General features: G+C 67.2%; 25 protein-coding genes. 21 read left to right on the forward strand and 4 right to left on the reverse strand.

Features of this window, described 5'->3' with window-relative positions:
- Positions 1–12: 12 nt before the first annotated feature.
- The 4 genes from epsC to G474_RS0101455 all read right to left on the reverse strand — a co-directional run bounded on the left by epsC (position 13) and on the right by G474_RS0101455 (position 2,615).
- A complete protein-coding gene (gene epsC, locus G474_RS0101440) occupies positions 13–966 on the reverse strand; it encodes a serine O-acetyltransferase EpsC (RefSeq protein WP_026685436.1) in 954 nt (317 codons plus the stop codon).
- A complete protein-coding gene (cysK, locus tag G474_RS0101445) occupies positions 963–1,937 on the reverse strand; it encodes a cysteine synthase A (protein WP_026685437.1) in 975 nt (324 codons plus the stop codon). The genes epsC and cysK overlap by 4 nt, the downstream gene beginning before the upstream one ends.
- Positions 1,938–2,118: 181 nt before the next feature.
- Positions 2,119–2,433 carry a DUF2325 domain-containing protein gene (locus G474_RS19020; RefSeq protein WP_084513504.1) on the reverse strand — a complete coding sequence of 105 codons (315 nt, stop codon included), beginning with the start codon at positions 2,431–2,433 and terminating at the stop codon, positions 2,119–2,121.
- Positions 2,430–2,615, reverse strand: a complete 186-nt coding sequence (locus G474_RS0101455; protein ID WP_026685438.1) for a hypothetical protein — start codon at positions 2,613–2,615, stop codon at positions 2,430–2,432. The genes G474_RS19020 and G474_RS0101455 overlap by 4 nt, the downstream gene beginning before the upstream one ends.
- Positions 2,616–3,030: 415 nt before the next feature.
- Between G474_RS0101455 and G474_RS19025 the strand changes: the two genes are divergently transcribed.
- From G474_RS19025 to G474_RS0101560, 21 genes are all read left to right on the forward strand, one after another.
- A complete protein-coding gene (locus G474_RS19025) occupies positions 3,031–3,993 on the forward strand; it encodes a tripartite tricarboxylate transporter substrate-binding protein (protein ID WP_084513505.1) in 963 nt (320 codons plus the stop codon).
- 16 nt (positions 3,994–4,009) lie between these two features.
- On the forward strand, positions 4,010–4,582 hold the full coding sequence (locus G474_RS0101465) for a cysteine dioxygenase family protein (protein WP_026685439.1): 573 nt from the start codon (positions 4,010–4,012) through the stop codon (positions 4,580–4,582).
- A 3-nt stretch (positions 4,583–4,585) separates the two neighbouring features.
- Entirely contained in the window at positions 4,586–6,181 is a 1,596-nt protein-coding gene (locus tag G474_RS0101470) for a rhodanese homology domain-containing protein (RefSeq protein ID WP_026685440.1), read from the forward strand.
- 158 nt (positions 6,182–6,339) lie between these two features.
- Positions 6,340–7,365, forward strand: coding sequence for an ABC transporter substrate-binding protein (locus G474_RS0101475; RefSeq protein ID WP_026685441.1), 1,026 nt, complete (start codon positions 6,340–6,342; stop codon positions 7,363–7,365).
- Positions 7,365–8,150: an ABC transporter ATP-binding protein gene (locus G474_RS0101480; protein ID WP_026685442.1), complete on the forward strand. Its 786-nt coding sequence runs from the start codon at positions 7,365–7,367 to the stop codon at positions 8,148–8,150. The genes G474_RS0101475 and G474_RS0101480 overlap by 1 nt, the downstream gene beginning before the upstream one ends.
- A gap of 72 nt (positions 8,151–8,222) precedes the next feature.
- Positions 8,223–9,044, forward strand: a complete 822-nt coding sequence (locus tag G474_RS0101485; protein WP_026685443.1) for an ABC transporter permease — start codon at positions 8,223–8,225, stop codon at positions 9,042–9,044.
- A 13-nt stretch (positions 9,045–9,057) separates the two neighbouring features.
- Entirely contained in the window at positions 9,058–9,609 is a 552-nt protein-coding gene (locus tag G474_RS0101490; RefSeq protein ID WP_026685444.1) for a thioredoxin family protein, read from the forward strand.
- Positions 9,591–10,595, forward strand: a complete 1,005-nt coding sequence (locus G474_RS0101495) for a CoA transferase subunit A (RefSeq protein WP_026685445.1) — start codon at positions 9,591–9,593, stop codon at positions 10,593–10,595. Before G474_RS0101490 ends, G474_RS0101495 begins: the two co-directional genes overlap by 19 nt.
- Positions 10,592–11,410: a CoA-transferase subunit beta gene (locus G474_RS0101500; RefSeq protein ID WP_026685446.1), complete on the forward strand. Its 819-nt coding sequence runs from the start codon at positions 10,592–10,594 to the stop codon at positions 11,408–11,410. The genes G474_RS0101495 and G474_RS0101500 overlap by 4 nt, the downstream gene beginning before the upstream one ends.
- 89 nt (positions 11,411–11,499) lie before the next feature.
- Entirely contained in the window at positions 11,500–12,285 is a 786-nt protein-coding gene (locus tag G474_RS0101505) for an enoyl-CoA hydratase (protein ID WP_026685447.1), read from the forward strand.
- A gap of 113 nt (positions 12,286–12,398) precedes the next feature.
- Positions 12,399–13,307: an AraC family transcriptional regulator gene (locus tag G474_RS0101510; protein ID WP_026685448.1), complete on the forward strand. Its 909-nt coding sequence runs from the start codon at positions 12,399–12,401 to the stop codon at positions 13,305–13,307.
- Between the two features lie 89 nt (positions 13,308–13,396).
- Positions 13,397–13,954, forward strand: a complete 558-nt coding sequence (locus tag G474_RS0101515; protein ID WP_026685449.1) for a carboxymuconolactone decarboxylase family protein — start codon at positions 13,397–13,399, stop codon at positions 13,952–13,954.
- 5 nt (positions 13,955–13,959) lie between these two features.
- Positions 13,960–14,751 (forward strand): ABC transporter ATP-binding protein, encoded by a 792-nt coding sequence (locus G474_RS19030; RefSeq protein WP_245589280.1) that lies wholly within the window; start codon positions 13,960–13,962, stop codon positions 14,749–14,751.
- Positions 14,752–14,759: 8 nt separating this feature from the next.
- Complete coding sequence (locus G474_RS0101525) at positions 14,760–15,974, forward strand: ABC transporter substrate-binding protein (protein WP_051281652.1); 1,215 nt, start codon at positions 14,760–14,762, stop codon at positions 15,972–15,974.
- A gap of 1 nt (position 15,975) precedes the next feature.
- Positions 15,976–16,755, forward strand: a complete 780-nt coding sequence (locus tag G474_RS0101530) for an ABC transporter permease (protein ID WP_026685451.1) — start codon at positions 15,976–15,978, stop codon at positions 16,753–16,755.
- A 21-nt stretch (positions 16,756–16,776) separates the two neighbouring features.
- Positions 16,777–17,895 carry an acyl-CoA dehydrogenase family protein gene (locus tag G474_RS19035; protein WP_043462762.1) on the forward strand — a complete coding sequence of 373 codons (1,119 nt, stop codon included), beginning with the start codon at positions 16,777–16,779 and terminating at the stop codon, positions 17,893–17,895.
- Positions 17,896–17,983: 88 nt separating this feature from the next.
- On the forward strand, positions 17,984–18,454 hold the full coding sequence (locus tag G474_RS0101540; RefSeq protein ID WP_026685452.1) for a CoA-binding protein: 471 nt from the start codon (positions 17,984–17,986) through the stop codon (positions 18,452–18,454).
- Positions 18,455–18,464: 10 nt separating this feature from the next.
- A complete protein-coding gene (locus tag G474_RS0101545; RefSeq protein ID WP_026685453.1) occupies positions 18,465–19,739 on the forward strand; it encodes an O-acetylhomoserine aminocarboxypropyltransferase/cysteine synthase family protein in 1,275 nt (424 codons plus the stop codon).
- Between the two features lie 81 nt (positions 19,740–19,820).
- Entirely contained in the window at positions 19,821–20,792 is a 972-nt protein-coding gene (locus G474_RS0101550) for a DUF2157 domain-containing protein (RefSeq protein ID WP_026685454.1), read from the forward strand.
- Entirely contained in the window at positions 20,789–21,871 is a 1,083-nt protein-coding gene (locus G474_RS0101555) for a DUF4401 domain-containing protein (protein ID WP_026685455.1), read from the forward strand. Before G474_RS0101550 ends, G474_RS0101555 begins: the two co-directional genes overlap by 4 nt.
- Positions 21,864–22,358 (forward strand): GDYXXLXY domain-containing protein, encoded by a 495-nt coding sequence (locus G474_RS0101560; protein WP_026685456.1) that lies wholly within the window; start codon positions 21,864–21,866, stop codon positions 22,356–22,358. Before G474_RS0101555 ends, G474_RS0101560 begins: the two co-directional genes overlap by 8 nt.
- The last annotated feature ends 4 nt before the right edge of the window (positions 22,359–22,362 follow it).

Raw genomic sequence — 22,362 nt, forward strand, 5'->3', positions numbered from 1 at the left:
TGATGAAAGAAATCAGATGCCCCCGCCCGCATCGAAGGCATCGCTACGGGCCTGGGCCTGGGTGATGTGGCTATGGGGAGGGACGCTGCGGGTGAGCCAGACGCTGCCGCCGATGGAGGAGCCCTGGCCGATGCTGACCCGGCCCAGGATGGTGGCGCCGGCATAAATCACCACGTCGTCTTCGACGATGGGGTGACGGGCGCCCCCCTTGATCAGCTCGCCTTTTTCATCCACCGGGAAGCGCTTGGCGCCCAGGGTGACCGCCTGGTAGATGCGCACCCGTTCGCCGATGACGCAGGTTTCGCCGATCACCACCCCGGTACCGTGGTCGATGAAGAAACTCCCGCCGATGCGGGCCCCCGGGTGGATGTCTATGCCCGTGGCGGAGTGGGCGATCTCGGCGATGATGCGCGCCAAGAGCGGCACCCCCAGCCGGTACAGCTCATGGGCCAGGCGGTGGTGGGTGATGGCGGTGATGCCTGGGTAGCAGACCAGCACCTCATCGACGCTCCGGGCCGCCGGGTCCCCCTGGTAGGCGGCCCGGATGTCGCTTTCGAGCAGGCTGCGCACCACCGGCAGGCGGGCGGCAAAATCATGGACGATGGCGGCGGCCTGGGCGCTTTCCTCCCCGGCCTCCGGATCCAGGTTGGCCACGAAGCGCAGCTCCCGGCGTATCTCCTCGTACAGGGCCCGCAGGGTATGGTCCAGGGTGTGGCCGACGTAGTAATCCACCCCCTCGTCGGTGAGCTCCGGCGCCCCCAGCCGGTTCGGGAACAGGGCCGCCGCCAGGCCGTCGAGAATGCCCACCAGGGCCTTGCGCGAGGGCAGCTTGGGGGGCCGGCCGATACGCTGCCGGGTCTGCAGGGATTTCACCCGCAGGCCGCGCAGTTCCGCCACGATCCCGTCGATGTCCAGATGCAGACCGCCCTGGAGGGGCGCTTCCTGACCGGCGGCAAAGGCGGTCACAGGGCCACCCCGGAGGCGTCGAACAGCCCTTCGAAGAGCACCGAACTCAGGTAGCGCTCGCCGGAATCCGGCAGCACCACCACGATGGTCCTACCCGCGTGCTCGGGCTGCTGCGCCAGCCGCACCGCAGCCGCCACAGCGGCCCCGGAAGAAATGCCGGACAGGATGCCCTCCTCCCGGGCCAGGCGGCGGGCGTACAGGATGGCCTCCTCGTTGCTCACCTGCTCGATCTGGTCCACCAGGGCAAGATCCAGCACATCGGGGACAAAGCCGGCGCCTATGCCCTGGATCTTGTGCGGCCCGGGCTGCAGGGGCTGGCCGTTGCGTTTCTGGGTCAGCACCGGGCTGGCTTCGGGCTCCACGGCCACGGACAGGATGGGCTTGCCCTTGCCCTGCTTGATGTAGCGGGATACGCCGGTAATGGTGCCGCCCGTCCCCACCCCGGAGACGAAGATATCCACCCTGCCCTGGGTGTCTTCCCAGATTTCCGGTCCGGTGGTGGCTTCGTGAATGGCCGGGTTGGCCGGATTCTTGAACTGCTGCAGCAACACATATTTGTCCGGCTCGGACTCGGCGATTTCGGTGGCCTTGGCAATGGCACCGGCCATGCCCTTGGCCCCTTCCGTGAGCACCAGCCGGGCACCAAAGGCGATCAACAGCTTGCGCCGCTCCAGGCTCATGGTTTCCGGCATGGTCAGGGTCAGGGGAATCCCCTTGGCGGCCGCCACGAAAGCCAGGGCGATGCCGGTGTTGCCGCTGGTGGGTTCCACCAGTTCCTTGCCCGGCCCCAGCAGGCCGCGCCGTTCGGCGTCTTCCACCAGGGCGGCGCCGATCCGGCACTTGACCGAGTAGGCCGGATTGCGGCCTTCGATCTTGGCCAGCACCGTGGCACCCGCGCCGTCGGTAATGCGGTGGAGACGGATCAGGGGGGTATGCCCGATGGACAGGGCGTTGTTCTCGTACAGGCTCATAGAAACCTCCAGTGAAATTAGGCTGTGTCCCGCCGGGATACCGCCTGGGTGGTGATGACACTGGAGTCAATGTAGCGAGCTGAATCGCCAAAACTAACGACGAAATCCTTCTAAGCTTTTTAATCCGGATTGAATAAGCCGACTGGGGAAAGCCCCTGCAGGCGGCCTCCCCGGCCTCTGATCACGATCTGCCTTCCACGCCCGGGCAGGCCCCCAAGCCGTGGATAGCCAGCGCATCGTCCAGCTGCCCCCGGCTGCGCCGGCTGAACAACACCGGCACCCCCATCTCGCCCGCCAGACGGCGGACCTTGCGGGCCAGGCCGTGATTGACCTGGTCCACCAGCACCAGAATCAGCTCCGTATCACCGGGAATGCGGCGGTGACACTCACTATGCCGGCGCCCGTTCCAGTGCCGTACCGCAGCAAACCCGCGCTGCTCCAGGAAGCTGCGATAGGGGGCCACATGGTCGCCCCCCACGATCAGGGCTCCCATCATGCCTCCCGGGGCAACTGCAGCCGCAAGCGCAGCTGGCGGCTGTACTGCTGCAGACGCTGCAACTCATCCAGACTTTGCTGCTGCTGACGCTGCAGATGCAGCAGCCGTTCCGCCAACGGAGGCCCGGCATCGCCAGGCTCACCGGAGCCACTACTGTTGTTCAGGGCCAGTTCCTTACTCATGGGAGACTCCCGCAAGAATTCGACCGCCCCATTAAAACCAGCCCGCCCCTGGCGCCCAAGGATTTTTAAACCATAAGGAAATAGAGGCGGGAGCCATATGCATCTGCCGGAGCGGCCTATCCCGGCGTCGGCAAACCCCTGCCGCCAATCCTGAGCGCAAGACAAGGGGCAAGGCCAAGGAACTCACCTGGCCAGGGGTATCCCGATCGGCCTCCGGATAGATCGCCCGGGTTTCCCTGACATCAAGCGGGGCACAAGACGACTCGCCACCATCTCAGGAACAAAAAGCCATAGACGTATTGCTGCGATCCTTATCCAGGCGGCGGCCAATTGTTTATGCGCTTAATTTCGTTCGTTGGGGGAAATGCCGGTTTTAAGGTGAATGCCTTTCTAAACCGACCGAGCAGGAATTCCCATGGACACGCTCCCGCCACAAACGCTTAAACGCTGGCTAATTCACCTGCTGGCCTGGATTGCCGGCATCACACTGCTGCTGTCACCCCTCGCCCCCCAGGCCGGGGAAAAATGGCCGGCAAAGGAAATTCACCTCGTCGTTCCCTGGCCGGCAGGCGGACCATCGGACGTCATGGCCCGGATCCTGGCGAAGGAGTTGTCGGCCGGTCTGGGGCAGCCGGTGGTCGTCGAGAACCGCGCCGGCGCCACCGGGACCATTGGCGCCCGTCACGTTGCCCGCAGCAAGGCGGACGGTTACACGCTGCTGTTCGGGAATACCGTCGCCCTGGTCGGCGCCGTCGTCTCCTCACCGGAGCCTGTGCAGTTCGACCCGGTCAAGGATTTTGTCCCGGTCGCCCTGGTCGCTGAGACCGCCTACATCCTGACCGCGCATCCCAGCGCCGGCGTCCGCAACTACGCCGAATTCATCGCCCGCGCCCGGGACCCGGCGAAACCTCCGGTCGCCGTTGGCTCTACCGGCAACGGCGCCACCAGCGACATTCTCTACGACTGGTTGAGCCACCATCAGCAAGCGAACCTGACCAAGATTGCCTTCAAAGGTACTGCACCCCTCGTCGCCGACCTGATCGCCGGCCACCTGCCGGTCGGTTCGGCCGGCCTGTCGCTGGCCCAACCCTATTACAAGGAAGGCAAGCTGCATCCGCTGGTCATCGGCGAAGCCCAGGCCGTCGCCCTGGCCAACGGTCTGCCGCCCGGCCCCACGCCGGAAGAGCGGCTGGCCCGTACCGCCCAGGTTGCCGCCTCCGGCCATTTCCGCACCTCCATGTTGCAGGACCGGGCCGCCGGCAAATCCCTCGAACTCGAACCCATCGTCGGCGCCGTGCTGGAACTGGCCCGCCGCCGGGCGCTATCCACCCCCACCCTGGAACGGCTGTACGCCGAAGCCCGCCAACTCACCACCTGACTTATGGAGAATCCCCATGAGCACCGAAAAACTCCTCAACTTCGTGCAAGGCATCACCCGACTGCTCGACACGAATCCCGACGAAAGCACCATCCTGAGCCAGGGCCAGGCCCTGCTCGCCGAACTGGTGGCCAGCGACGACTGGCTGCCCGACGCTTTCGCCCAGCCCCATCCCCAGCACTACCAGCAATACCTGCTCTACGCCGATCCCCTCGACCGGCTTTCGATCGTCAGCTTCGTCTGGGGTCCGGGCCAGAAGACGCCGGTGCACGACCACCTGACCTGGGGCCTGGTCGGCGGCCTGCGCGGCCGCGAGCGCGAAACGACTTACGAAAAACAGGCCGACGGCAGCTACAAGGCCACCGGCAGTGCGCTGCTGCTGCCCGGCCAGACCACCGCCGTGTCGCCCGCCATCGGCGACGTCCATGAGGTCGCCAACGACCTGCCCGACCAGCCGTCCATCAGCATCCACGTCTATGGCCGCAACATCGGCCGCGTCCATCGCCACGTCTTCGACGCGGTGAGCGGCGCGGAAAAATCCTTCGTTTCCGGCTATGCCAGCGACGTCGTCCCCAACCTGTGGAGCTGAACGATGACTGCTGAAATCCGCCGGGCCGACTACGCCGAGGTCCGCGCCGCCCTGCTCGACAGGCGCGAGATCGCTCTCCTGGACGTGCGCGAGGAAGATCCCCATGCCCAGTCGCACCCGCTCTTTGCCGCCAACTTTCCCCTCGGACGCCTCGAACTCAACGCCTGGGCGACGCTGCCCCGCCGCGACGTGCCCATCGTCACCCTGGACGAGGGCGACGAGCGTGCTGCCGAAGCCGCCGCCCGCAAGCTGCGCGAACTCGGCTACAGGGATGTCGCCGTCTTCCGGGGCGGTGTCGCCGGCTGGGCGGCAGCCGGCGGCGAGTTGTTCCGGGACGTGAATGTGCCGAGCAAGGCCTTCGGCGAACTGGTGGAGGCACGGCGGCACACCCCCTCGTTCTCCGCCGAGGAAGTGCAGGCCCTGCTCGCCGCCAACGCCGACGTGGTAGTGGTGGATGTGCGCCGTTTCGACGAGTACCAGACCATGAACATCCCCGGCTCCACCAGCGTGCCCGGCGCTGAACTGGTGCTGCGGGTACCGGCCCTGGCGCCCGATCCGAACACCCAGGTGATCGTCAATTGCGCCGGCCGCACGCGCAGCATCATCGGCACCCAGTCGCTCATCAACGCCGGCCTGCCCAACCCGGTCGCGGCGCTGAGAAACGGCACCATCGGCTGGACCCTGGCCGGGCAGACGCTGCAGCACGGGCAGAACCGCCGCTTTCCTGCGGTCGACCGCGAGCAGGCGCAAAAAGCCGCAGCCGCCGCCCGCCGGGTCGCCGACCTGGCCGGCGTCAAGCGTGCCGCCTGGACCGACGTGCTCGCCTGGCAAGAACAGCAGGGGCGTACCACCTATTTCTTCGACGTCCGTGACCCGGCCGAATACGAAGCCGGCCATCTGCCCGATTTCCGCTCGGTGGCCGGCGGCCAGCTGGTCCAGGAAACCGAGATGGTCGCCCCGGTGCGCGGCGCCCGCATCGTGCTCGCCGACGACCTAGGCGCCCGGGCCGACATGACCGCCTCCTGGCTGGCGCAGATGAACTGGGAGGTTTTCGTCCTCGACGATGCCGCCAACACCCCGGCCTTCGCGGAAACCGGCCCGTGGCAGCCCCTCTTGCCGCCAACGCCGACCGCGCCGCTGATCGCACCGGCCGAACTGGCGGCCTTGCTCGAGCGGCCCGGCGCAGTCGCCGTGCTCGACCTGACGCTGCATGCCCACTACCTGCGCGGCCACATCCCCGGCGCCTGGTACGCGCTGCGCTCGCGCATCGGCGAGGCCCTGGCGCAGATTCCGCGAGCCCGGCGCTACGTGCTGACCTGCGCCAGCAGCCGGCTGGCGCTGCACGCTCACGCCGAAATCCAGGCCCAGGTGGACACACCGGTGGTCGTCCTGGATGGCGGCAACGCCGCCTGGCAGGCCGCCGGTCTGGCGCTCGAAGGCGGCCCGGGCCGCCTCGCCTCGCCGCCCATCGACCGCTACCGCCGCCCCTACGAGGGCACCGACAACGCCAGGGAGGCAATGCAGGCCTACCTGGACTGGGAATTCGGCCTGGTCGAACAGCTGGGACGGGACGGAACCCACGGCTTCCGGGTGCTCTGAAGCGCGGCTTCCGAGGGGCCGCGGCCGAGCGCCCCCTCTCCTGGGACCTGCATATGCTTAGCCGATCCAGGGGCATAAGCAATGCAGGTTTTCTTCGTTCGCTGCCTGCGCCGACGCCGCTAAATTGCTCCCACATTCCCTGTTATCCGGAGCACAGCATGAACCTCTCCCGTTCCCTCCTCAGCCTCTCCCTGGCTGGACTCACCCTGCTGGGCGCCCAGCAGCTGGCCCATGCCGAATCCCTGAAGGTCGGCTACCTTCCCATCACCGGCCACGGCAAGTTCTTCGTCGCCAAGGACCGGGGTTTCTTCGATCAGGAAGGGCTGGAGGTGGAGCTGGTGGAGTTCCAGAACTCCGCCGACGGCCTCAACGCCATCATCGCCGGCAAGCTCGATACGGGTTCCTTCGGCACCACGGCTCCCGTGGCCCATGCCGCCAAGGGCACCCGGATCAAGATCATCGGCGGCATCATGGGGGAGGACGCCTCCATCATCGCCAGGCCGGAGCAGGCAGCCGGTCTGTCCGAGCTGAAGAATCTGCGCGGCAAGAAGATCGCCACGGTGCGCATGGCCTCCGGTGATGCCGTCCTGCGCGGCGCCCTCAAGGACGCCGGCCTGAACTGGAAAACCGACGTGCAGATCTTCGAGCTGAAGAATCCGCCAGCAGTGCTGGAATCCGTCAAGTCCGGCCAGGTGGATGCGGGCGTGGTGTGGGGGCCCTTCGACCTGCGCGCCGAGGAACAGGGGCTGAAGGTGGTGGCCCGCTCCAAGACCCTGCAGCCCGGCCACCCCTGCTGCCGCCTGGTGGTCACCGAGGCCCGGATCAAGGACACCGTCACCTGGCAGAAATTCCTGCGGGCCATCCTGAAGGCCGAGAAGTACGCGGCTGAAAACAGGAAGGAAACCATAGATTCCATCGCCAAGTACGTGAAGCTGGACCGGAAGCTGCTCTGGGACGGCTACTACACCCCCTACCTGGATCAGAGCACCGATCCCAACAAGAACGGGGTGAACCATTTCGCCGACGTGATGCTCAACAGCGAGTTCATCAACAACAAGCCGGACATCAGCACCCTGGTGGAGCCCCGGCTCTACGAACAGGCCCTGAACCAGCTGGCCCAGGAACACCCCCGGGACCCCTACTGGAAGAAACTCCAGCAGGAATTCAAGCGGAAGAACAGCTGATGAGCACCGGACTGATACTGGAAGGCGTGGACTTCGCCTATGAAGACACGCCGATCCTGGAGCGGATCAGCCTGCAGATTCCGGCGGGTCAGTTCGTGACCCTGCTGGGCTCCAGCGGCTGCGGCAAATCCACCCTCCTGCGCCTGCTTGCCGGGCTCCAGGCCCCCGACCGGGGCAGCCTGGGCTGGAACGGGCAGCCCATCCGGGGCACCAGCCTGGAGCGGGGCATCGTGTTCCAGGACTACGCCCTGTTCCCCTGGATGTCGGTGGTGGACAACATCGCCGTCGCCATCGGCAAGGCCAGGCCGGAAACCGGCAAGGCCGCCCGACGTGAGGAAGCCGCCGAGTACCTGCGCAAGGTGGGGCTGGAGTCGGCCATCGGCAAATATCCCTTCGAGCTTTCCGGCGGCATGCGCCAGCGGGGCGCCATTGCCCGGGCCCTGGCCCTGGGGTCGCCCCTGCTGCTGATGGACGAGCCCTTCGGCGCCCTGGACCCGGTGAACCGGGCCCGGCTCCAGGATCTGCTGCTGGAAATCTGGGAGGCTGCCAGCCCCAGGAAGACCATCGTCTTCGTCACCCACGACATCGACGAGGCCCTCTATCTGAGCGACCGGGTGGTGATCCTGGGCGCCGCCCCGGGCCGGGTGATTGCCGATCTGAGCGTGGATTTCCCGCGCCACCGGGACCGCCGCACCCTGTTCGACGGGGAGGATTTCCGCACCCAGCGGGAAGCCATCGCCGAAACCCTGGCGGCCGACACCCTGCGCCGGCTGATCGCCGCCTGAGGCGTCACCCCAGGCCCTCGCCCCAGACCTTTGCCCCAGACCTTTGCCCTCTTGACTGCAAAAGGAAGCTCCATGTCCGATACCGTCACCCTGGATGGCCGGGAACTCCCGGCCACCGATGCCCTCCTTGCCGCCCCGGCCCGCCGGGCCCGGCTGCTGCGCCTGCTGGAAGCCTCCAGCATCTGGATCGTGCTGCTGGCTGCCTGGCAGCTGGCCGCCATCTACCTGCCCCTGGGGGACAATCCCCTGATTCCGGCCCCCCTGCTGGTGTTCAGCACCCTGCGGGAATCCCTGCCGGAACTCTGGGCCGGCACCCTGTCCTCCTTTGCCATCCTGATCCCCGGCTTTCTGCTCGCCACCCTGCTGGGCGTGGCCAGCGGCCTGGCGGTCGGCACCGTGCCCCGCCTGCAGCGGATCTTCTTCCCCTTCGCCCGGGTGGCGGCGCCGGTACCGCCGACGGTGTACATCCCCTACGCCATCGCCATCCTGCCCACCTTCCAGCTCTCCGCCATCTTCGTGGTCTTCATCGGCGCCTTCTGGCCCGTGTTCCACAACACGGCAGCCGGGGCCCTGGCCCTGGAACAACGTTACCGGGATAACGCCGGCATCCTCGGCCTCAGCGGTATCGAATACCGCTGGCGGGTGGTACTGCCGGCCTCCCTGCCCCACATCTTCTCCGGCATGGGGGTAGGCCTGGCTTTTTCCTTCGTGCTCCTGACCGTGGCCGAGCTGTTCGGCGCCAACGCCGGACTGGGACGCTTCGTCCAGTTCTACGCGGATTACGCCGACTATCCCAAGATGGTGGCGGGCATTCTCTACACCGGCCTGGTCACCTACCTGTCCATGACCCTGCTGGAACTGGCCCGGCGGCGGGCCCTGTTCTGGCTGCGCTGAGGGGGAAAGCGCCATGTCTCTGCCCCGTGGTCTGACCCTGGGCCTGCTGCTCCTCTGCCTGACTCTGCCGGTCCGGGCCGCCCTGTTTGAAAACCAGGGGACCGCCCTGGAGCAGGAGCTGGCCCAGGCCCGGCAATCCGGCCGGCTCCTGGTCGTCCTGTTCGAACTGGAAAACTGCCCCACCTGCCTGCAGCTGAAGCGAGAGGTGCTGTCCAAGCCAGATGCCCAGCGCCTGTTCGGCCGGCGCTTTCGCACCGTGACGGTGAACCTGGACACCCAGGCGGAAGTCACCACCCCGGCCGGCGAGCACCTGCCCACCCGGGCCTGGGCCCAGCAGATCGGTGTCCTCGGCACCCCGGCCCTGGTGTTCTTCGATGCCAGGGGCCAGATCCTCTATCGCCACCTGGGTCCCGTGGCCGACTGTCCGGAACTGGTGCTGCTGGGCCGTTTCGTGGCCGACCGGGAATTCGAGAACCAGCCCTACCTGGCCTATCTGCAAGGCCAGTTCACCCAATTGCGCGCCAAAGGCCGCTCGAGAAACGAAATATGTCACAGCAAAAACTGATCACCCTGGCCGAGGCGGTGCGCCGCTACACCCATGACGGCATCCAGTACGCCAGCGGCGCCGCCCTGCCGGTGGGCTCCGATGCCGTGGTCTTCGGCCGCGAGTTGCTGCGCCAGGGCCGCAAGAACCTGCACGCCATCTTTCACTGCAACACCCAGCAACTGAACCTGCTGGCCGGCGCCGGGGCGGTCACGAAAGCCGAATGCGGCTTCTCCGGGCTGGAGGTGTTCGGTTTCGCCAACGGCCTGCGCCGGGCCGTCGAGTCGGGCCAGACGGCCCTGGAGGATTACTCCAACCTGGCCATGGCCCTGCGCCTCCTGGGCGGCGCGCTGAACTGGCCCTTCGTACCGGCCACCGTCAACATCGGCTCGGACATCCAGCACCGCTCGGCCTTCGCCCCCGACGACTACCCGGCGAAATCGAAGATTCCGACCGTCACCGATCCGTTTTCCGGCCGGGAAATCGGCGCCTTCAGCCCCCTCAGGCCGGAAGTGGCCGCCATCCACGTGTCCCTGGCCGACCCGCTGGGTAACGCCATCCTGCTCGGCACCGAGTGGAGCCGCTTCGAACTGGCCCGGGCGGCGCAGAAGGTCGTGCTGATCGCCGACGCCATCGTAGACACCGACTGCATGCGCCAGTACCCCAATCTCGTGCGCATTCCCGACGTGATCGTGGATGCCGTGGTGTACCACCCCTTCGCCGCCTGGCCCCAGAGCTCGCCGGGGTTCTACGACGCCGACGAAGCGCACATGAAATCCATGAACAAATCCCTGTCGAGCGTCGAAGGCACGGCCGACTACCTGCGCGAGCACGTGACCGGCATCGACGACATCGACGCCTATCTCGACAACATCGGCCGGGACAAGGTCGCCGAATTGAGCGACACCGCCACGGCCTTTCTGCTTGCCCCCTTCCGCCAGTGGATCAAGACGCCGGCTGAAGTTGCCGCCCTGCTCGCTGAAACCACGGAGGAGACCGCCGCATGAACGCCCCGCAAACCTCGACCCAGCTCGAACAGCAGCCCTATACCCGCCAGGAGATGATGGCCATCGCCACCGGCCGCGAACTGCACGACGGCGAACTGGCCATCTTCGGCGTCGGCCTTTCCATGCTCGCCGGCTACTTCGCCCAGGCCCACCACGCCCCCAGGCTGCGCTCAATGACCGAAGGCGGGGTCTATGGCGCCACGCCGGTCGGCGGCCTGCCCTGGGGTATCGAATGCAACCGCATCTCGGCCAACGCCACGAGCTTCACCAACGCCATCGACGCGCTCGGTTTCCTCGTCGCCTCCGGGCGCTGCGACGTGGGCATCATCGGCGCTGCGCAGGTGGACAAGTTCGGCAACGTGAACACCACCGGCATCTGGGACGGTGACATCGGCGACAGCTACCGCCTGCCGAAAACCCGCCTGACCGGCGCCGGCGGCGCCAACGACATCGCCTGCGGCGCCGGCCGCGTGGTCATCATGGTCACGCACGAGCCGAAGCGCTTCGCCGACAAGGTCAGCTACATCAGCTCCCCCGGTTATCTGGACGGCGGCGCGGCCCGGGAACGATACGGCTTCGTCGGCGGCGGGCCGTCCGCCATCGTCACGACGCTGGGCATCCTGCGGCCCGATCCGGTGACGAAGGAATTCTTCCTCGATGCCTACTACGCCTTCTCCAGTGTCGAGGAAATCCGCGCCGCCACGGGCTGGGATCTGAAGGTGTCACCAAACGTGCGCGTCGTTCCCGAACCGACACAGGAGGAACTGGCCGCCCTGCGCCAGGTGGATGCCACCGGCGCCCTGAGAAAGCGCTGAATCCGGGCCGGCCAGCCCTTCCCCAAGGCCCATGCCGGGCCGGCTTTACCCCATCGACAATGAAGCTGTTTTTTTGCAAGGAAACCCCCATGACGGATACCGCCCTCCTCCTGCGTCACGATGACGCCGGCGTCACCACCCTGACCCTGAACCGCCCGCAAGCCCGCAATGCCCTGTCGCAAGCCATGCTGCGCGCCCTGCTCGATGCCTTTTCAGCCATCGCCGCCGACGCCTCGGTGCGCGTCGTCATCCTCGCCGGCGCCGGCCCGGCCTTCTGCGCCGGCCACGACCTGAAGGAAATCCGCGCCGCCGGCTATGCCCGGGACTACACCGAAAAACTGTTCGCCGACTGCGCCGAGCTGATGCAGGCCATCGTCAGGCTGCCCCAGCCGGTGATTGCCCGGGTGCATGGCATCGCCACCGCCGCCGGGGCGCAACTGGTGGCCAGCGCCGATCTCGCCGTGGCCGCCGAGGACAGCCGCTTCGCCACCCCCGGGGTGCATATCGGCCTGTTCTGCTCGACCCCCATGGTGGCCCTGTCGCGCAACATCTCCCACAAGCATGCCCTGCAGATGCTCCTCAGCGGCGACCTGATCGATGCGCCCACCGCCCTGCGCTTCGGCCTGGTCAATGAGCTGGTACCTGCCGGAGAGCTGGAAGCAAAGACCCTGGAGCTGGCGCGCAAGATCGCCTCGAAGTCAGCCCTGACCGTGAGGACAGGCAAGGCCGCCTATTACCGCCAGGCCGAGCTGCCCCTGGCCGAAGCCTATGCCTACGCCCGGGAAGTGATGGTCACCAACCTGGAAGCCCACGACGCCCAGGAAGGCATCAACGCCTTCATCGACAAGCGCGAGCCCGTGTGGTGCGGACGCTGACAACCGGACAGGGCCTGGGCGATTCGCCCATATGGATATAGTTTTTTCATCGTTGGTGGCAGACGGCCGGCTTTCTACCATGGCGCTCATGGCATACCCCAGGAGAACCCACCATGGCCCCATCCCCGGACCGTCTGATCCACTGGCTGCTGGACAGCCTGGAGCTGCGCACGACGCTGTTCCACCTGGGCCGCTACTGCGGCTCCTGGAAGGCCTCCACCAAGGGGCTGGCCGATGCGGGGTTTCATGTGGTCCTGGCTGGCGACTGCTGGCTGCACCTGCCGGAAGCGGGCACCTCGCTGCCGCTGCATGCCGGTGACGCCGTCTTCTTCCTGCGCGACATCCCCCACCTGCTCAGCCCCCACGCCGACCCGGAGCTGGCGGCTCAAGCGCCGCGCTGCCCCATGCAGCCCTTCAGCGAGGATGCCGGCGGCACCGCCCTGGCCTGCGGCTTCTTTGCTTTCCAGACCCCCCTGCACGAACGCTTTCTCGGCCCCTTTCCGGATTACGTGCTGATTCCCCGGGACGACGACGGCCTCCGGGAAAGCCGGCCCATTTTCCAGCTGATCCTGGCCGAAGCCCGCCAGGGCGGCAGCGAACCCTCGCCCCTGATCGCCCGGCTGGTGGATCTGCTGTTCTTCTATGTCATCCGCCACCTGTGCCGGCGCCAGGAGATTGCCTCCGGCCTGTGGGCGGTGCTGGCCCGCCCCGAGTTCGCCCCCCTCCTCGACGCCCTGCTCGAGGACCCGGCCCGGGACTGGACCATAGACCGCATGGCCGATCTGAGCCACATGTCGCGGGCCAGTTTCCACAAGCACTTCACCCGGGTGGCCGGCACCTCTCCCGGCCAGTTCCTGACCAGCCTGCGCATGACCCTGGCCGGCCGGTTGCTGGGGCGCGGCATGTCCCTGTCCCGGGCCGCCGAGCAGGTGGGCTACCAGTCCGATGCGGCCTTTTCCCGGGCTTTCAAGAAGAGCACCGGCCGGCTGCCGGGCAGTGTTCGCCGCGCCAGCCTGAATTGAAGATTTTCGAGCAAGAAACGGGGAGCTTCGCGCATTGAGGGCAGACCGCCCGGCACCGACAATTTCCCTGTCTTCAAGAGGAGTCTCCCATGTCCCGCATCAGCATCCACAGCATCGAATCCGCACCGGAAGCCAGCCGCCCCTATCTGGAAAAAGCCAAGGCCAAGAACGGCTTTGTCCCCAACCTGCTCGGCGTGCTGGCCCATGCCCCCAGCGCCATCGAAACCTACCTGAGCGTTACCGAGATCAACAGCCGCAGCAGCTTTTCCCTGACCGAGCGGGAAGTGGTGCAGCTCACCGCCGCCACCAACCACGGCTGCAGCTTTTGCGTCGCCGGCCATACCGCCGTGGCCTACAAGCAGGGCAAGCTGCCCGAGGAGCTGGTCGAAGCCCTGCGCCACCAGACCCCCCTGCCCGATGCCCGGCTGGAAGCCCTGGCCGCCTTCACCCGCGCCATCATCCGCAGCAAGGGTGCCGTCAGCAGCGCCGAGCTGGATGCCTTCAAGGCGGCCGGCTACGGGGAGCAGCAGGTGCTCGAGGTGATCCTCGGGGTGGCCCTGGCGACCCTGTGCAACTTCAGCAACGTGCTCGCCGATACCGAACTCAATCCGGAACTGGCGGCCTACCGCTGGCAACCCCGGGCCTGAACCGCGTGAGCGACGCCAACCTCCTGTTGTCGGCCCGCCAGCTGGCGTTTTCCTACGGGGGAGCGCCGGTGTTCGCCGGTGTGGACCTGCACATCGCCCGGCGCGAGATCGTCTGCCTGATCGGCGCCTCCGGTTGCGGCAAATCCACCCTGCTGCGCCTGCTCGCCGGTCTGGCCGAACCGGGCAGCGGCAGCGTCACGGTGGACGGGGAATCCGGTGCCTGGCGCGCCGCCAAGGCCAGCGTCGTGTTCCAGTCCCCGGCCCTGCTGCCCTGGCTGAGCGTGGCCGACAACGTGGGCTTTGGCCTCGACTTCGCCTGCCGCCCTGCCGAGGGCAAGGCCGCCCGCCACGAGCGCATCGCCCGAGTGCTGGACTTGGTGGGTCTGACCGGACAGGGTGAAAAGAAGCCCCAGGCCCTGTCCGGCGGCATGGCCCAGCGCGTCGCCCTGGCCCGGGCGCTGGCCCGGGACCCGGAAATCATCTATCTGGACGAACCGTTTTCCGCCCTCGATGCCATCACCCGGGAGTCCATGCAGGACCTGCTGGTGGCGCTGGCCCACCAGCAGCAGAGCGCGGCCCTGCTGGTCACCCACGACATCGACGAGGCCCTGCGCATCGGCGACCGGGTGCTGCTGCTGGCCGGTTGTGCCGACGGGGGGCCGGCCCGCATCGTCGGCCAATGGCAGCCCGATGGCCGGGTGCCGCGTCAGCACCGCTCGCCCGCCCTGAACCACATGCGCGAAGAAATCCTCTACGCCCTTTCCAACCCGGGCCCTGCCTGGTTTCCCGATCTCTAGGAGCTGCCATGAACGATGATCCGCTTACCCATCCCGGCGCCACCCTGCCGGACGACCTGCCGGTGTCCCGCCGGGACTTCCTGCGCCTTGCGGCGCTCTTGACCGGCAGCCTGGCCCTGCCGCCCCTGGCCCGCGCCGCCAATCCCAACGACCCGGTGCGCATCGGCTACCTGCCGATCACTGACGCCTCGCCCCTGCTCGTCGCGCACAGCAGGAAGCTGTTCGAGGCGCAGGGCCTGGAAGTGGAGGCGCCCAGGCTGTTCCGTTCCTGGGCCCAGATCGTCGAGGCCTTCATGGCCGGCCAGGTGAACGTGGTGCATCTGCTCTCCCCCATGACCGTGTGGGCCCGCTACGGCAGCCGCTTCCCGGCCAAGGTGGTGGCCTGGAACCACATGTCCGGCTCGGCGCTGACGGTCGCCCCCGGCATCCGGAACATCAAGGATCTGGGCGGCAAGAAGGTGGCCGTGCCCTTCTGGTACTCGATCCACAACGTGGTGCTGCAGCACCTGCTGCGGGAGAACGGCCTGACCGTCGTCACCAAGCCGGCCGAGAGCCTGAAAGCCAACGAGGTGGCCCTGTCCATCATGGCTCCGGCCGACATGGGCCCGGCACTCGCCAACGGCGCCATCGCCGGCTTCATCGTCGCCGAACCCTTCAACGCTGCCGCCGAAACCAATGGCATCGGCCGCATCCTGCGCTTCACCGGCGATGTCTGGCGCGAGCATGCCTGCTGCGTCGTGAGCATGCACGAACGGGACCTGAAGGACCGCCCGGAATGGTCCCAGAAGGTGGTCAACGCCATCGTGAATGCCCAGCACTGGCTCAGGGAGAACCGCCAGGAAGGGGCCCAGCTGCTTTCCCGGGACGGGCCGGGAAAATACACCCCGTTCCCCTCCGCCGTGCTGGAACGGGTGCTGGTGCCCAACGCCGAACGCCAGCAGCAGTACGTCCGGGAAGGCGCGATCCGCCACCCGGAATGGAAGGACGAGCGCATCGAGTACCAGCCTTATCCCTTCCCCTCCTACACGGAGCAGCTGGTGCAGCTGCTCAAGACGACGCAGGTGGAAGGCAACAACAGCTTCCTGGCCAGCCTGGACCCGGCCTTCGTGGCCCGGGATCTGGTGGATGAGCGCTACGTGAAGAAATCCATCGCCGCCCTGGGGGGACTGAAAGCCTTCGGCCTGCCGGAAAAATACACCCGCTCGGAAACCCTGGCCGCCTGAGATGAACGCCCCGCAAACCCCGCCCCCCTGCCGGCTCTGCAACGGCTTCCTCTGGCCCTTGGCCGGTCTGGCGCTGCTGCTCGCCCTGTGGTGGCTGGCCGTGCATGGTCTCGGACGCGATTCGCTGATGGCCGCCCGCTTTGCACCGGAAACCACAGCGCAGGCGGCACTTGCTCTCGCCGCCGGTGGCGAGATCTGGCAACACGCATTCGCCAGCCTGCGGCGGGTCGCCTACGGTCTGGCCATCGCGCTGGCTGCCGGCATCCCGCTCGGCCTGCTGCTGGGCAGCTGGGCCGCCTTTGAGCGGGCCAGTTCCACCGCCTTCCAGTTCCTGCGCATGATCTCGCCCCTGTCCTGGATGCCCATCGCCGTCATGGCCCTGGGAGTCGGCGAGGCGCCGGTGGTGTTCCTGCTCGCTTTCGCCGCCGTCTGGCCCATCGTCCTCAACGTGGCGGCCGGCATCCGCGCCATCGATCCGCTCTGGCTGACCCTGGCCGACAGCCTCGGGGCCAGTCGCCGCGAGCAGCTCTGGCACATCACCGTGCCGGCCATTGCCAGCCACCTGCTCACCGGCGTGCGTCTGGCCATCGGCCTGATCTGGGTGGTGCTGGTGCCGGCCGAAATGCTCGGCGTCAATGCCGGCCTCGGCTATTTCATCCTCGACACCCGCGACCGCATGGCCTACGGGGAGCTGATGGCCGGCGTGCTGTTCATCGGCCTGCTCGGTTTCCTGCTCGACTGGCTGGCCCGCCTCGCCCACCGCCGCTGGAGCGGCGACTGATTTCCTTTCTGGAGAAAACCCATGACCACCGTCACTTCCCCGCCCTCCGATCTGGGCAGCCTGATCGCCCAGACCCTGGCGCCCCGGGTCCATGCCATAGACCTGGAGGGTGAATACCCGGAATCCTTCCTGCGCGCCGTAGGCCAGCTCGGAGGCTTTGCCGGCGTCGTGGCCCCGGCCTTCGGCGGTAGCGGCAAGGGCCTCGCGGACACCATCGCCACCATGGCCCAGATCGGGGAAACCTGTCTGTCTACGGCCTTCACCCACTGGTGCCAGACCGCCTGCGCCCGCTACATCCAGCTTTCCGACAACGCCAGCGCCAAGTCCCGCTGGCTGCCGCGCCTGGCCAAGGGCACCCAGCTGGGAGGCACCGGCCTGTCCAACACCTGCAAGTCCAATTGCGAGATCGAGCGCTTCCTGCTCACCGCCCGGCGGGTCCAGGGCGGTTACGAAATCAATGGCACCCTGCCCTGGGTTTCCAACCTGGGAGAGGCGCACATCTTCGTCACCGGCTGCCCGGTGGATGGGGACGGCCGCCTGGTGTTCTTCGTCACCCGCTGCAACCAGGACGGCTTCCGGCTGGTGGAATCGGCCCACTTCACCGCCCTGGAGGGCACCCGCACCCTGGCTTGCCAGTTCCGCCAGGTGTTCATTCCCGATGGCGAGGTGCTGGCACACCCGGATGCCGCGGCCGCCTACCTGGCCCGTATCCAGCCCGGCATGTTCCTCTCCCAGCTGGGCATGGGCATAGGCCTGATCCGCGATTGCGTGCGCCTGGTGGAGCGGGCTGGCCGGACCCACGCCCACGTCAATGCCTTCGAGCGGGACCAGGCCGACGAGCTGGCTGCCGCCCTGGCCGCTGCCGAACAGGAAGTCTTCCGCCTCGCGGCCCGGCTCGATGGGGACCCCTCGCCCGAAGAACTGCCGGAGCTGCTCACCGAGGTACTGCGCATCCGTCTGGCGGGCGGCGAATTGGCCCTGCGGGCCGCCAACGCCGCCATGCTGCACCAGGGGGCCCGTGGCTACCTGCGTACCGCCACGGCCCAGCGCCGGCTGCGGGAAGCCTATTTCATCGCCATCGTGACCCCCTCCCTGAAGCATTTGCGCCGGGAAATCGCCCGACGGGAAGGCCCGGCCTGATTCCTGGATAAGCAAAGAGGAAATCCGTATTTCAGTCGCCCGCCCGGATTCAGGAGAATCCGGGTTTTCCCTGTTCCGGCCCTTTTCCATGAGTGACATTCAGACCCTGCGGCACATCCTCGGCGAAACCCGCAGCCTGGCCATGGTCGGCCTGTCCGCCGACTGGTTCCGCCCCTCCAATTTCGCCGCCAAGTACATGCAGGCCCACGGCTACCGGGTGATTCCCGTCAATCCCCGCTACGAGGAAATCCTCGGCGAAAAGTGCTACCCGGATCTGGCCTCGATCCCGGAAAAGGTCGATATGGTGGATGTGTTCCGCCGTCCGGAACAGTGCCCGGACATTGCCCGGCAGGCCGTGGCCATCGGCGCCCGCTTCCTCTGGCTGCAGATCGGGGTGGTCAGCGAGGCGGCCCGGCAGATCGCCGCCGACGCCGGGCTGGAGGTGGTCATGGACCGCTGCGTCAAGATCGAGTACGCCCGCCTGTTCGGCGGCCTGCACTGGTTCGGCGTCAATACCCGCCTGATTTCCGCCCGCCGGCCCCTGTCAGCCATCCACTAGAGGCTTTCCCATGAGCGACCGTCAATTCGGCTTCGATACCCTTTGCCTGCATGCGGGCCAGATTCCCGACACGGATACCGGCAGCCGGGCCGTGCCCATCCATCAGACCAGTTCCTATGTCTTCGACAGCCCGGAGCACGCCGCCAGCCTGTTCAACTTGCAGACCTTCGGCAATGTCTATTCCCGGCTTTCCAACCCCACGGTGGCGGTTCTGGAGGAACGGGTGGCCGCCCTGGAAGGTGGTCGGGCCGCCGTGGCCACGGCTTCCGGCATGGCCGCCCAGATGATCGCCCTGCTCAATATCTGCGAGGCGGGAGACGAGATCGTCGCCTCCCGGGCCCTGTACGGCGGCACCTACACCCAACTGGACGTGAATTTCCGCAAGCTGGGCATCAAGACCCGCTTTGTCGATCCCCGGGACCCGGAAAACTTCGCCTGCGCCATCACCCCCAGGACCAAGGCCGTGTTCGCCGAAGTCCAGGGCAATCCCAGCCTGGATATCCTGGATATCGAAGCCGTGGCCAGGATCGCCAACGGCGCCGGGGTTCCCCTGTTCATCGACAACACCTTTGCCAGCCCCTGGCTCTGCCGCCCCCTGGAATGGGGCGCTGCCGTAGTCGTGCACTCGGCCACCAAGTTCCTGGGAGGCCACGGCACCACCCTGGGCGGCATCATCGTCGAGTCGGGCAATTTCCCCTGGGACAACGGCCGCTTCCCCACCATGACCGAGCCCAGCCAGGGTTACCATGGGGTACGTTTCTACGAAACTTTCGGGGATTTCGGCTTCACCATGAAATGCCGCATGGAAGGCATGCGCACCTTCGGCCCGGCCCTCGCCCCTTTCAGTGCCTTCCTGCTGCTCCAGGGGGTGGAGACCCTGCCCCTGCGCATGGAGCGCCATTGCAGCAATGCCCTGGCCGTGGCGCGCTTCCTGAAGGATCACCCTCGGGTTTCCTGGGTCAATTACCCAGGTCTGGAGGATCATCCCCAACATCACCTGGCCAGGAAATATCTGCCCAAGGGAGCCGGGGCCGTGCTCACCTTCGGCGTCAAGGGCGGAGCCGAGGCCGGCCAACGTTTCATTGAACAGGTCCAGTTCCTCTCCCACCTCGCCAACATCGGCGACGCCAAGACCCTGGTGATCCACCCGGCATCCACCACCCATCGCCAGCTGAGCGAGGCAGAACAGATTGCCGCCGGGGTTCCCCCCGACCTGATCCGGCTGTCCGTGGGCCTGGAAAGCCTGGAAGACATCCTCTGGGATATCGGGCAGGCTCTGGGCTGAAACTGCCGGCCCCTCCGACTTGATATTCCGGAGGAATCAACGCAGGATGCCGTTTTCCCCACGGCGCCAGAGAGTAAGCCCATGGACAATCCGCGCTCCACCCTGCTGGGCTGGACCGAGCAAGGCCACCTGGCGCCAGAGGCCCTGTACCCGGCCATGGTCGCCAGCGGCGCCCTGCCCTCCCGTCCCGCCTGGCAACGCAGCATCGACCGGCTGCTGCTCTGGGCCGGAACCCTGTTCCTGGCGGCCAGCCTGGTGTTCTTCCTGGCCTACAACTGGCAGGACCTGGGGCACTACGCCAAGTTTGCCCTGGCCGAAGGCGCCGTGTTGCTGGCCCTGGCCGGCGTCTGGCACCAGGGCCTGGAACGCCCGGGCGGCAAGGCGGCCCTGCTGGGCGCCAGCCTGGCCCTGGGTGCCCTCCTGGCCCTGGTGGGACAGACCTACCAGACCGGGGCCGATACCTACGAACTGTTCGCCAGCTGGGCCCTGATGCTGCTGCCCTGGGTGCTGCTGGGCCGCTGTGCCCCCCTGTGGCTGCTCTGGCTGCTGCTGGTCAACCTGGCCATCGTCCTGTATTTCCAGCTGTTTCCCGGCCGTTTCCTGGGCCGTCTGCTGGGCGCCGAGCAACAGCTCTGGCTGCTCTTTGCCTGGAACACCCTGGCCCAACTCCTCTGGGAGCTGGCCGCCCGGCATGGCATTACCTGGCTGCAGCCCCGCTGGGGAGCCCGCCTGCTGGCCTGTGCCGGCGGCGCCATGATCACGGCCCTGGCCGTGCTGCAAGTGACCGACTGGCATGGGAGCAGTGTCCTGGCCCTGCCCGTCTGGCTGCTCTGGCTGGCCGCCTGCGGCTGGATCTACCGGCGCAGGCAGAAGGACCTGTTCATGCTGGCCGGAGGCGCCCTGTCCCTGATCCTGGTAGTCAGCAGCTTCTTTGTCGACTGGCTCTCCTTCCGCCACGGGAGCGGCTTCCTGCTGGTGGGCCTGCTGGTGATCGGCCTCTCCGCCGCCGCCGGCTGGTGGTTGAAACGGGTGGCGGCGGAGGAAGCTCCATGAGCACCACTGACACCCAGCTCTGGCAGCAACTCCAGGAAGCCGGCCTGGTCCAGGGAGCGGAACCCCCGGCCCGGGAAGACCGGGGCTACTGGTACATCCGCCTGATGCAGGGGGTGGGCGGCTGGATCGGCGCCCTGTTCCTGCTGGGTTTTGTCGGCATCACCCTGACTTTCGTCATCCGCTCAGCGCTCTTGTCCGGCCTGGGTGGCCTGGCCGCCTGCACGGTGGCGGCCCTGCTGTACCGGCACCAGGGCCGGAGCGATTTCTTCTGCCAGTTTGCCCTGGCCCTCAGCCTGGCCGGCCAGGGCCTGGTCCTGGTGGCCCTCTTCGAACAGCTGGATCATCAGGTGGCCGCCATTGCCCTGAGCATGGCCCTGCTCCAGCTCCTGCTCTTTGCCGGCCTCGACAATTTCACCCACCGGGTCTGGTCTGCCGGTGCCGGCAGCATCGCCCTGATAGAGGCATTTCTGGAATGGCGCTGGCAGGCCTACGTACCGGGCCTCCTGGCCCTGGCCTGCGCCTGGATCTGGCAGCAGGAATTCCGTCTGACCCACCGGGGTGCCCTGCTGCGCGCCGGGGGCTACGGCCTGAGCCTGGTCCTGCTGCCCAGCGCCCCCCTGCTCTCCTGGCTTACCCATGCCTGGTACTGGCACGGCGCCGAAGCCGCAGGCCCCTGGCCTGGTCACGCCTGGCTCGGCGCCGCCCTGAGCGGCGCAGCCCTGCTCTGGACGAGCCACTACTTCCTCCAGCGGGAAGGCATTCCCGGCCGTTCCCCTGCCGCGCTGGCCCTGCTCGCCCTGGCTGCGCTGCTGGCTGGCGCCAATCTGAAAATACCCGGCCTGGCCCTGGCCCTGATGATCCTGCTGCTGGGCTTTGGCCAGGGCAATCGCCTCCTGGCCGGCCTGGGCGTGGCGGCCCTGCTGGGGGGACTGGCTTTTTATTACTACACCCTGGAAGCCAGCCTGCTGGAAAAATCCGCCTACATGGCGGCTACCGGCCTGGCATTGCTGCTCGGGCGCCTGGCCGCCCGGCGGCTGGCCGGGCTGGCGGCAACGGACGAGGAGCCTGGACATGGGTAAATGGCTGGTGCTGGCCGTGGGGATTGCCCTGCTGGGCCTGATCAACTACACGATCCACAGCCGGGAAACCCTGCGCCAGGAAGGACGTATCGTGCTCCTGGAACTGGCGCCGGTGGACCCGCGCTCCCTGATGCAGGGAGATTACGTGGCCCTGCGTTTCCAGGTGGCCGAGGCCCTGGGGCGGGATGCCGATGATACCGAGCAGCCTGACGGCCTGCTGGTGCTGCAGCTGGACGAACAGCAGCTGGGGCGTTTCCTGCGCCTGGACGACGGCCGCCCCCTGGCCCGGGATGAAGTGCGTCTGCGCTATCGGGTCCGGGCGGGTCAGGTCAAACTGGCCACCAACGCCTTCTTCTTTCAGGAAGGCCAGGGCCGGCACTACGAACAGGCCCGCTATGGGGAATTCCGCGTGGCCGGCGATGGGGATGCGCTGCTCACCGGCCTCAGGGGCGCCGATTTCAGCCCTCTGGGTGCCCCGAGTCAGTAACTGC

The organism is Azovibrio restrictus DSM 23866 (genome assembly GCF_000429665.1).
Classification (GTDB): Bacteria; Pseudomonadota; Gammaproteobacteria; order Burkholderiales; family Rhodocyclaceae; genus Azovibrio; species Azovibrio restrictus.

Coding starts and splice junctions, on each gene's coding strand:
- cysK (WP_026685437.1), bottom strand. CDS start 1,937: ATGAGCCTGTACGAGAACAACGCCCTGTCCATCGGGCATACCCCCCTG.
- G474_RS19020 (WP_084513504.1), bottom strand. CDS start 2,433: ATGATGGGAGCCCTGATCGTGGGGGGCGACCATGTGGCCCCCTATCGC.
- G474_RS0101455 (WP_026685438.1), bottom strand. CDS start 2,615: ATGAGTAAGGAACTGGCCCTGAACAACAGTAGTGGCTCCGGTGAGCCT.
- G474_RS19025 (WP_084513505.1), top strand. CDS start 3,031: ATGGACACGCTCCCGCCACAAACGCTTAAACGCTGGCTAATTCACCTG.
- G474_RS0101465 (WP_026685439.1), top strand. CDS start 4,010: ATGAGCACCGAAAAACTCCTCAACTTCGTGCAAGGCATCACCCGACTG.
- G474_RS0101470 (WP_026685440.1), top strand. CDS start 4,586: ATGACTGCTGAAATCCGCCGGGCCGACTACGCCGAGGTCCGCGCCGCC.
- G474_RS0101475 (WP_026685441.1), top strand. CDS start 6,340: ATGAACCTCTCCCGTTCCCTCCTCAGCCTCTCCCTGGCTGGACTCACC.
- G474_RS0101480 (WP_026685442.1), top strand. CDS start 7,365: ATGAGCACCGGACTGATACTGGAAGGCGTGGACTTCGCCTATGAAGAC.
- G474_RS0101485 (WP_026685443.1), top strand. CDS start 8,223: ATGTCCGATACCGTCACCCTGGATGGCCGGGAACTCCCGGCCACCGAT.
- G474_RS0101490 (WP_026685444.1), top strand. CDS start 9,058: ATGTCTCTGCCCCGTGGTCTGACCCTGGGCCTGCTGCTCCTCTGCCTG.
- G474_RS0101495 (WP_026685445.1), top strand. CDS start 9,591: ATGTCACAGCAAAAACTGATCACCCTGGCCGAGGCGGTGCGCCGCTAC.
- G474_RS0101500 (WP_026685446.1), top strand. CDS start 10,592: ATGAACGCCCCGCAAACCTCGACCCAGCTCGAACAGCAGCCCTATACC.
- G474_RS0101505 (WP_026685447.1), top strand. CDS start 11,500: ATGACGGATACCGCCCTCCTCCTGCGTCACGATGACGCCGGCGTCACC.
- G474_RS0101510 (WP_026685448.1), top strand. CDS start 12,399: ATGGCCCCATCCCCGGACCGTCTGATCCACTGGCTGCTGGACAGCCTG.
- G474_RS0101515 (WP_026685449.1), top strand. CDS start 13,397: ATGTCCCGCATCAGCATCCACAGCATCGAATCCGCACCGGAAGCCAGC.
- G474_RS0101525 (WP_051281652.1), top strand. CDS start 14,760: ATGAACGATGATCCGCTTACCCATCCCGGCGCCACCCTGCCGGACGAC.
- G474_RS0101530 (WP_026685451.1), top strand. CDS start 15,976: ATGAACGCCCCGCAAACCCCGCCCCCCTGCCGGCTCTGCAACGGCTTC.
- G474_RS19035 (WP_043462762.1), top strand. CDS start 16,777: ATGACCACCGTCACTTCCCCGCCCTCCGATCTGGGCAGCCTGATCGCC.
- G474_RS0101540 (WP_026685452.1), top strand. CDS start 17,984: ATGAGTGACATTCAGACCCTGCGGCACATCCTCGGCGAAACCCGCAGC.
- G474_RS0101545 (WP_026685453.1), top strand. CDS start 18,465: ATGAGCGACCGTCAATTCGGCTTCGATACCCTTTGCCTGCATGCGGGC.
- G474_RS0101550 (WP_026685454.1), top strand. CDS start 19,821: ATGGACAATCCGCGCTCCACCCTGCTGGGCTGGACCGAGCAAGGCCAC.
- G474_RS0101555 (WP_026685455.1), top strand. CDS start 20,789: ATGAGCACCACTGACACCCAGCTCTGGCAGCAACTCCAGGAAGCCGGC.
- G474_RS0101560 (WP_026685456.1), top strand. CDS start 21,864: ATGGGTAAATGGCTGGTGCTGGCCGTGGGGATTGCCCTGCTGGGCCTG.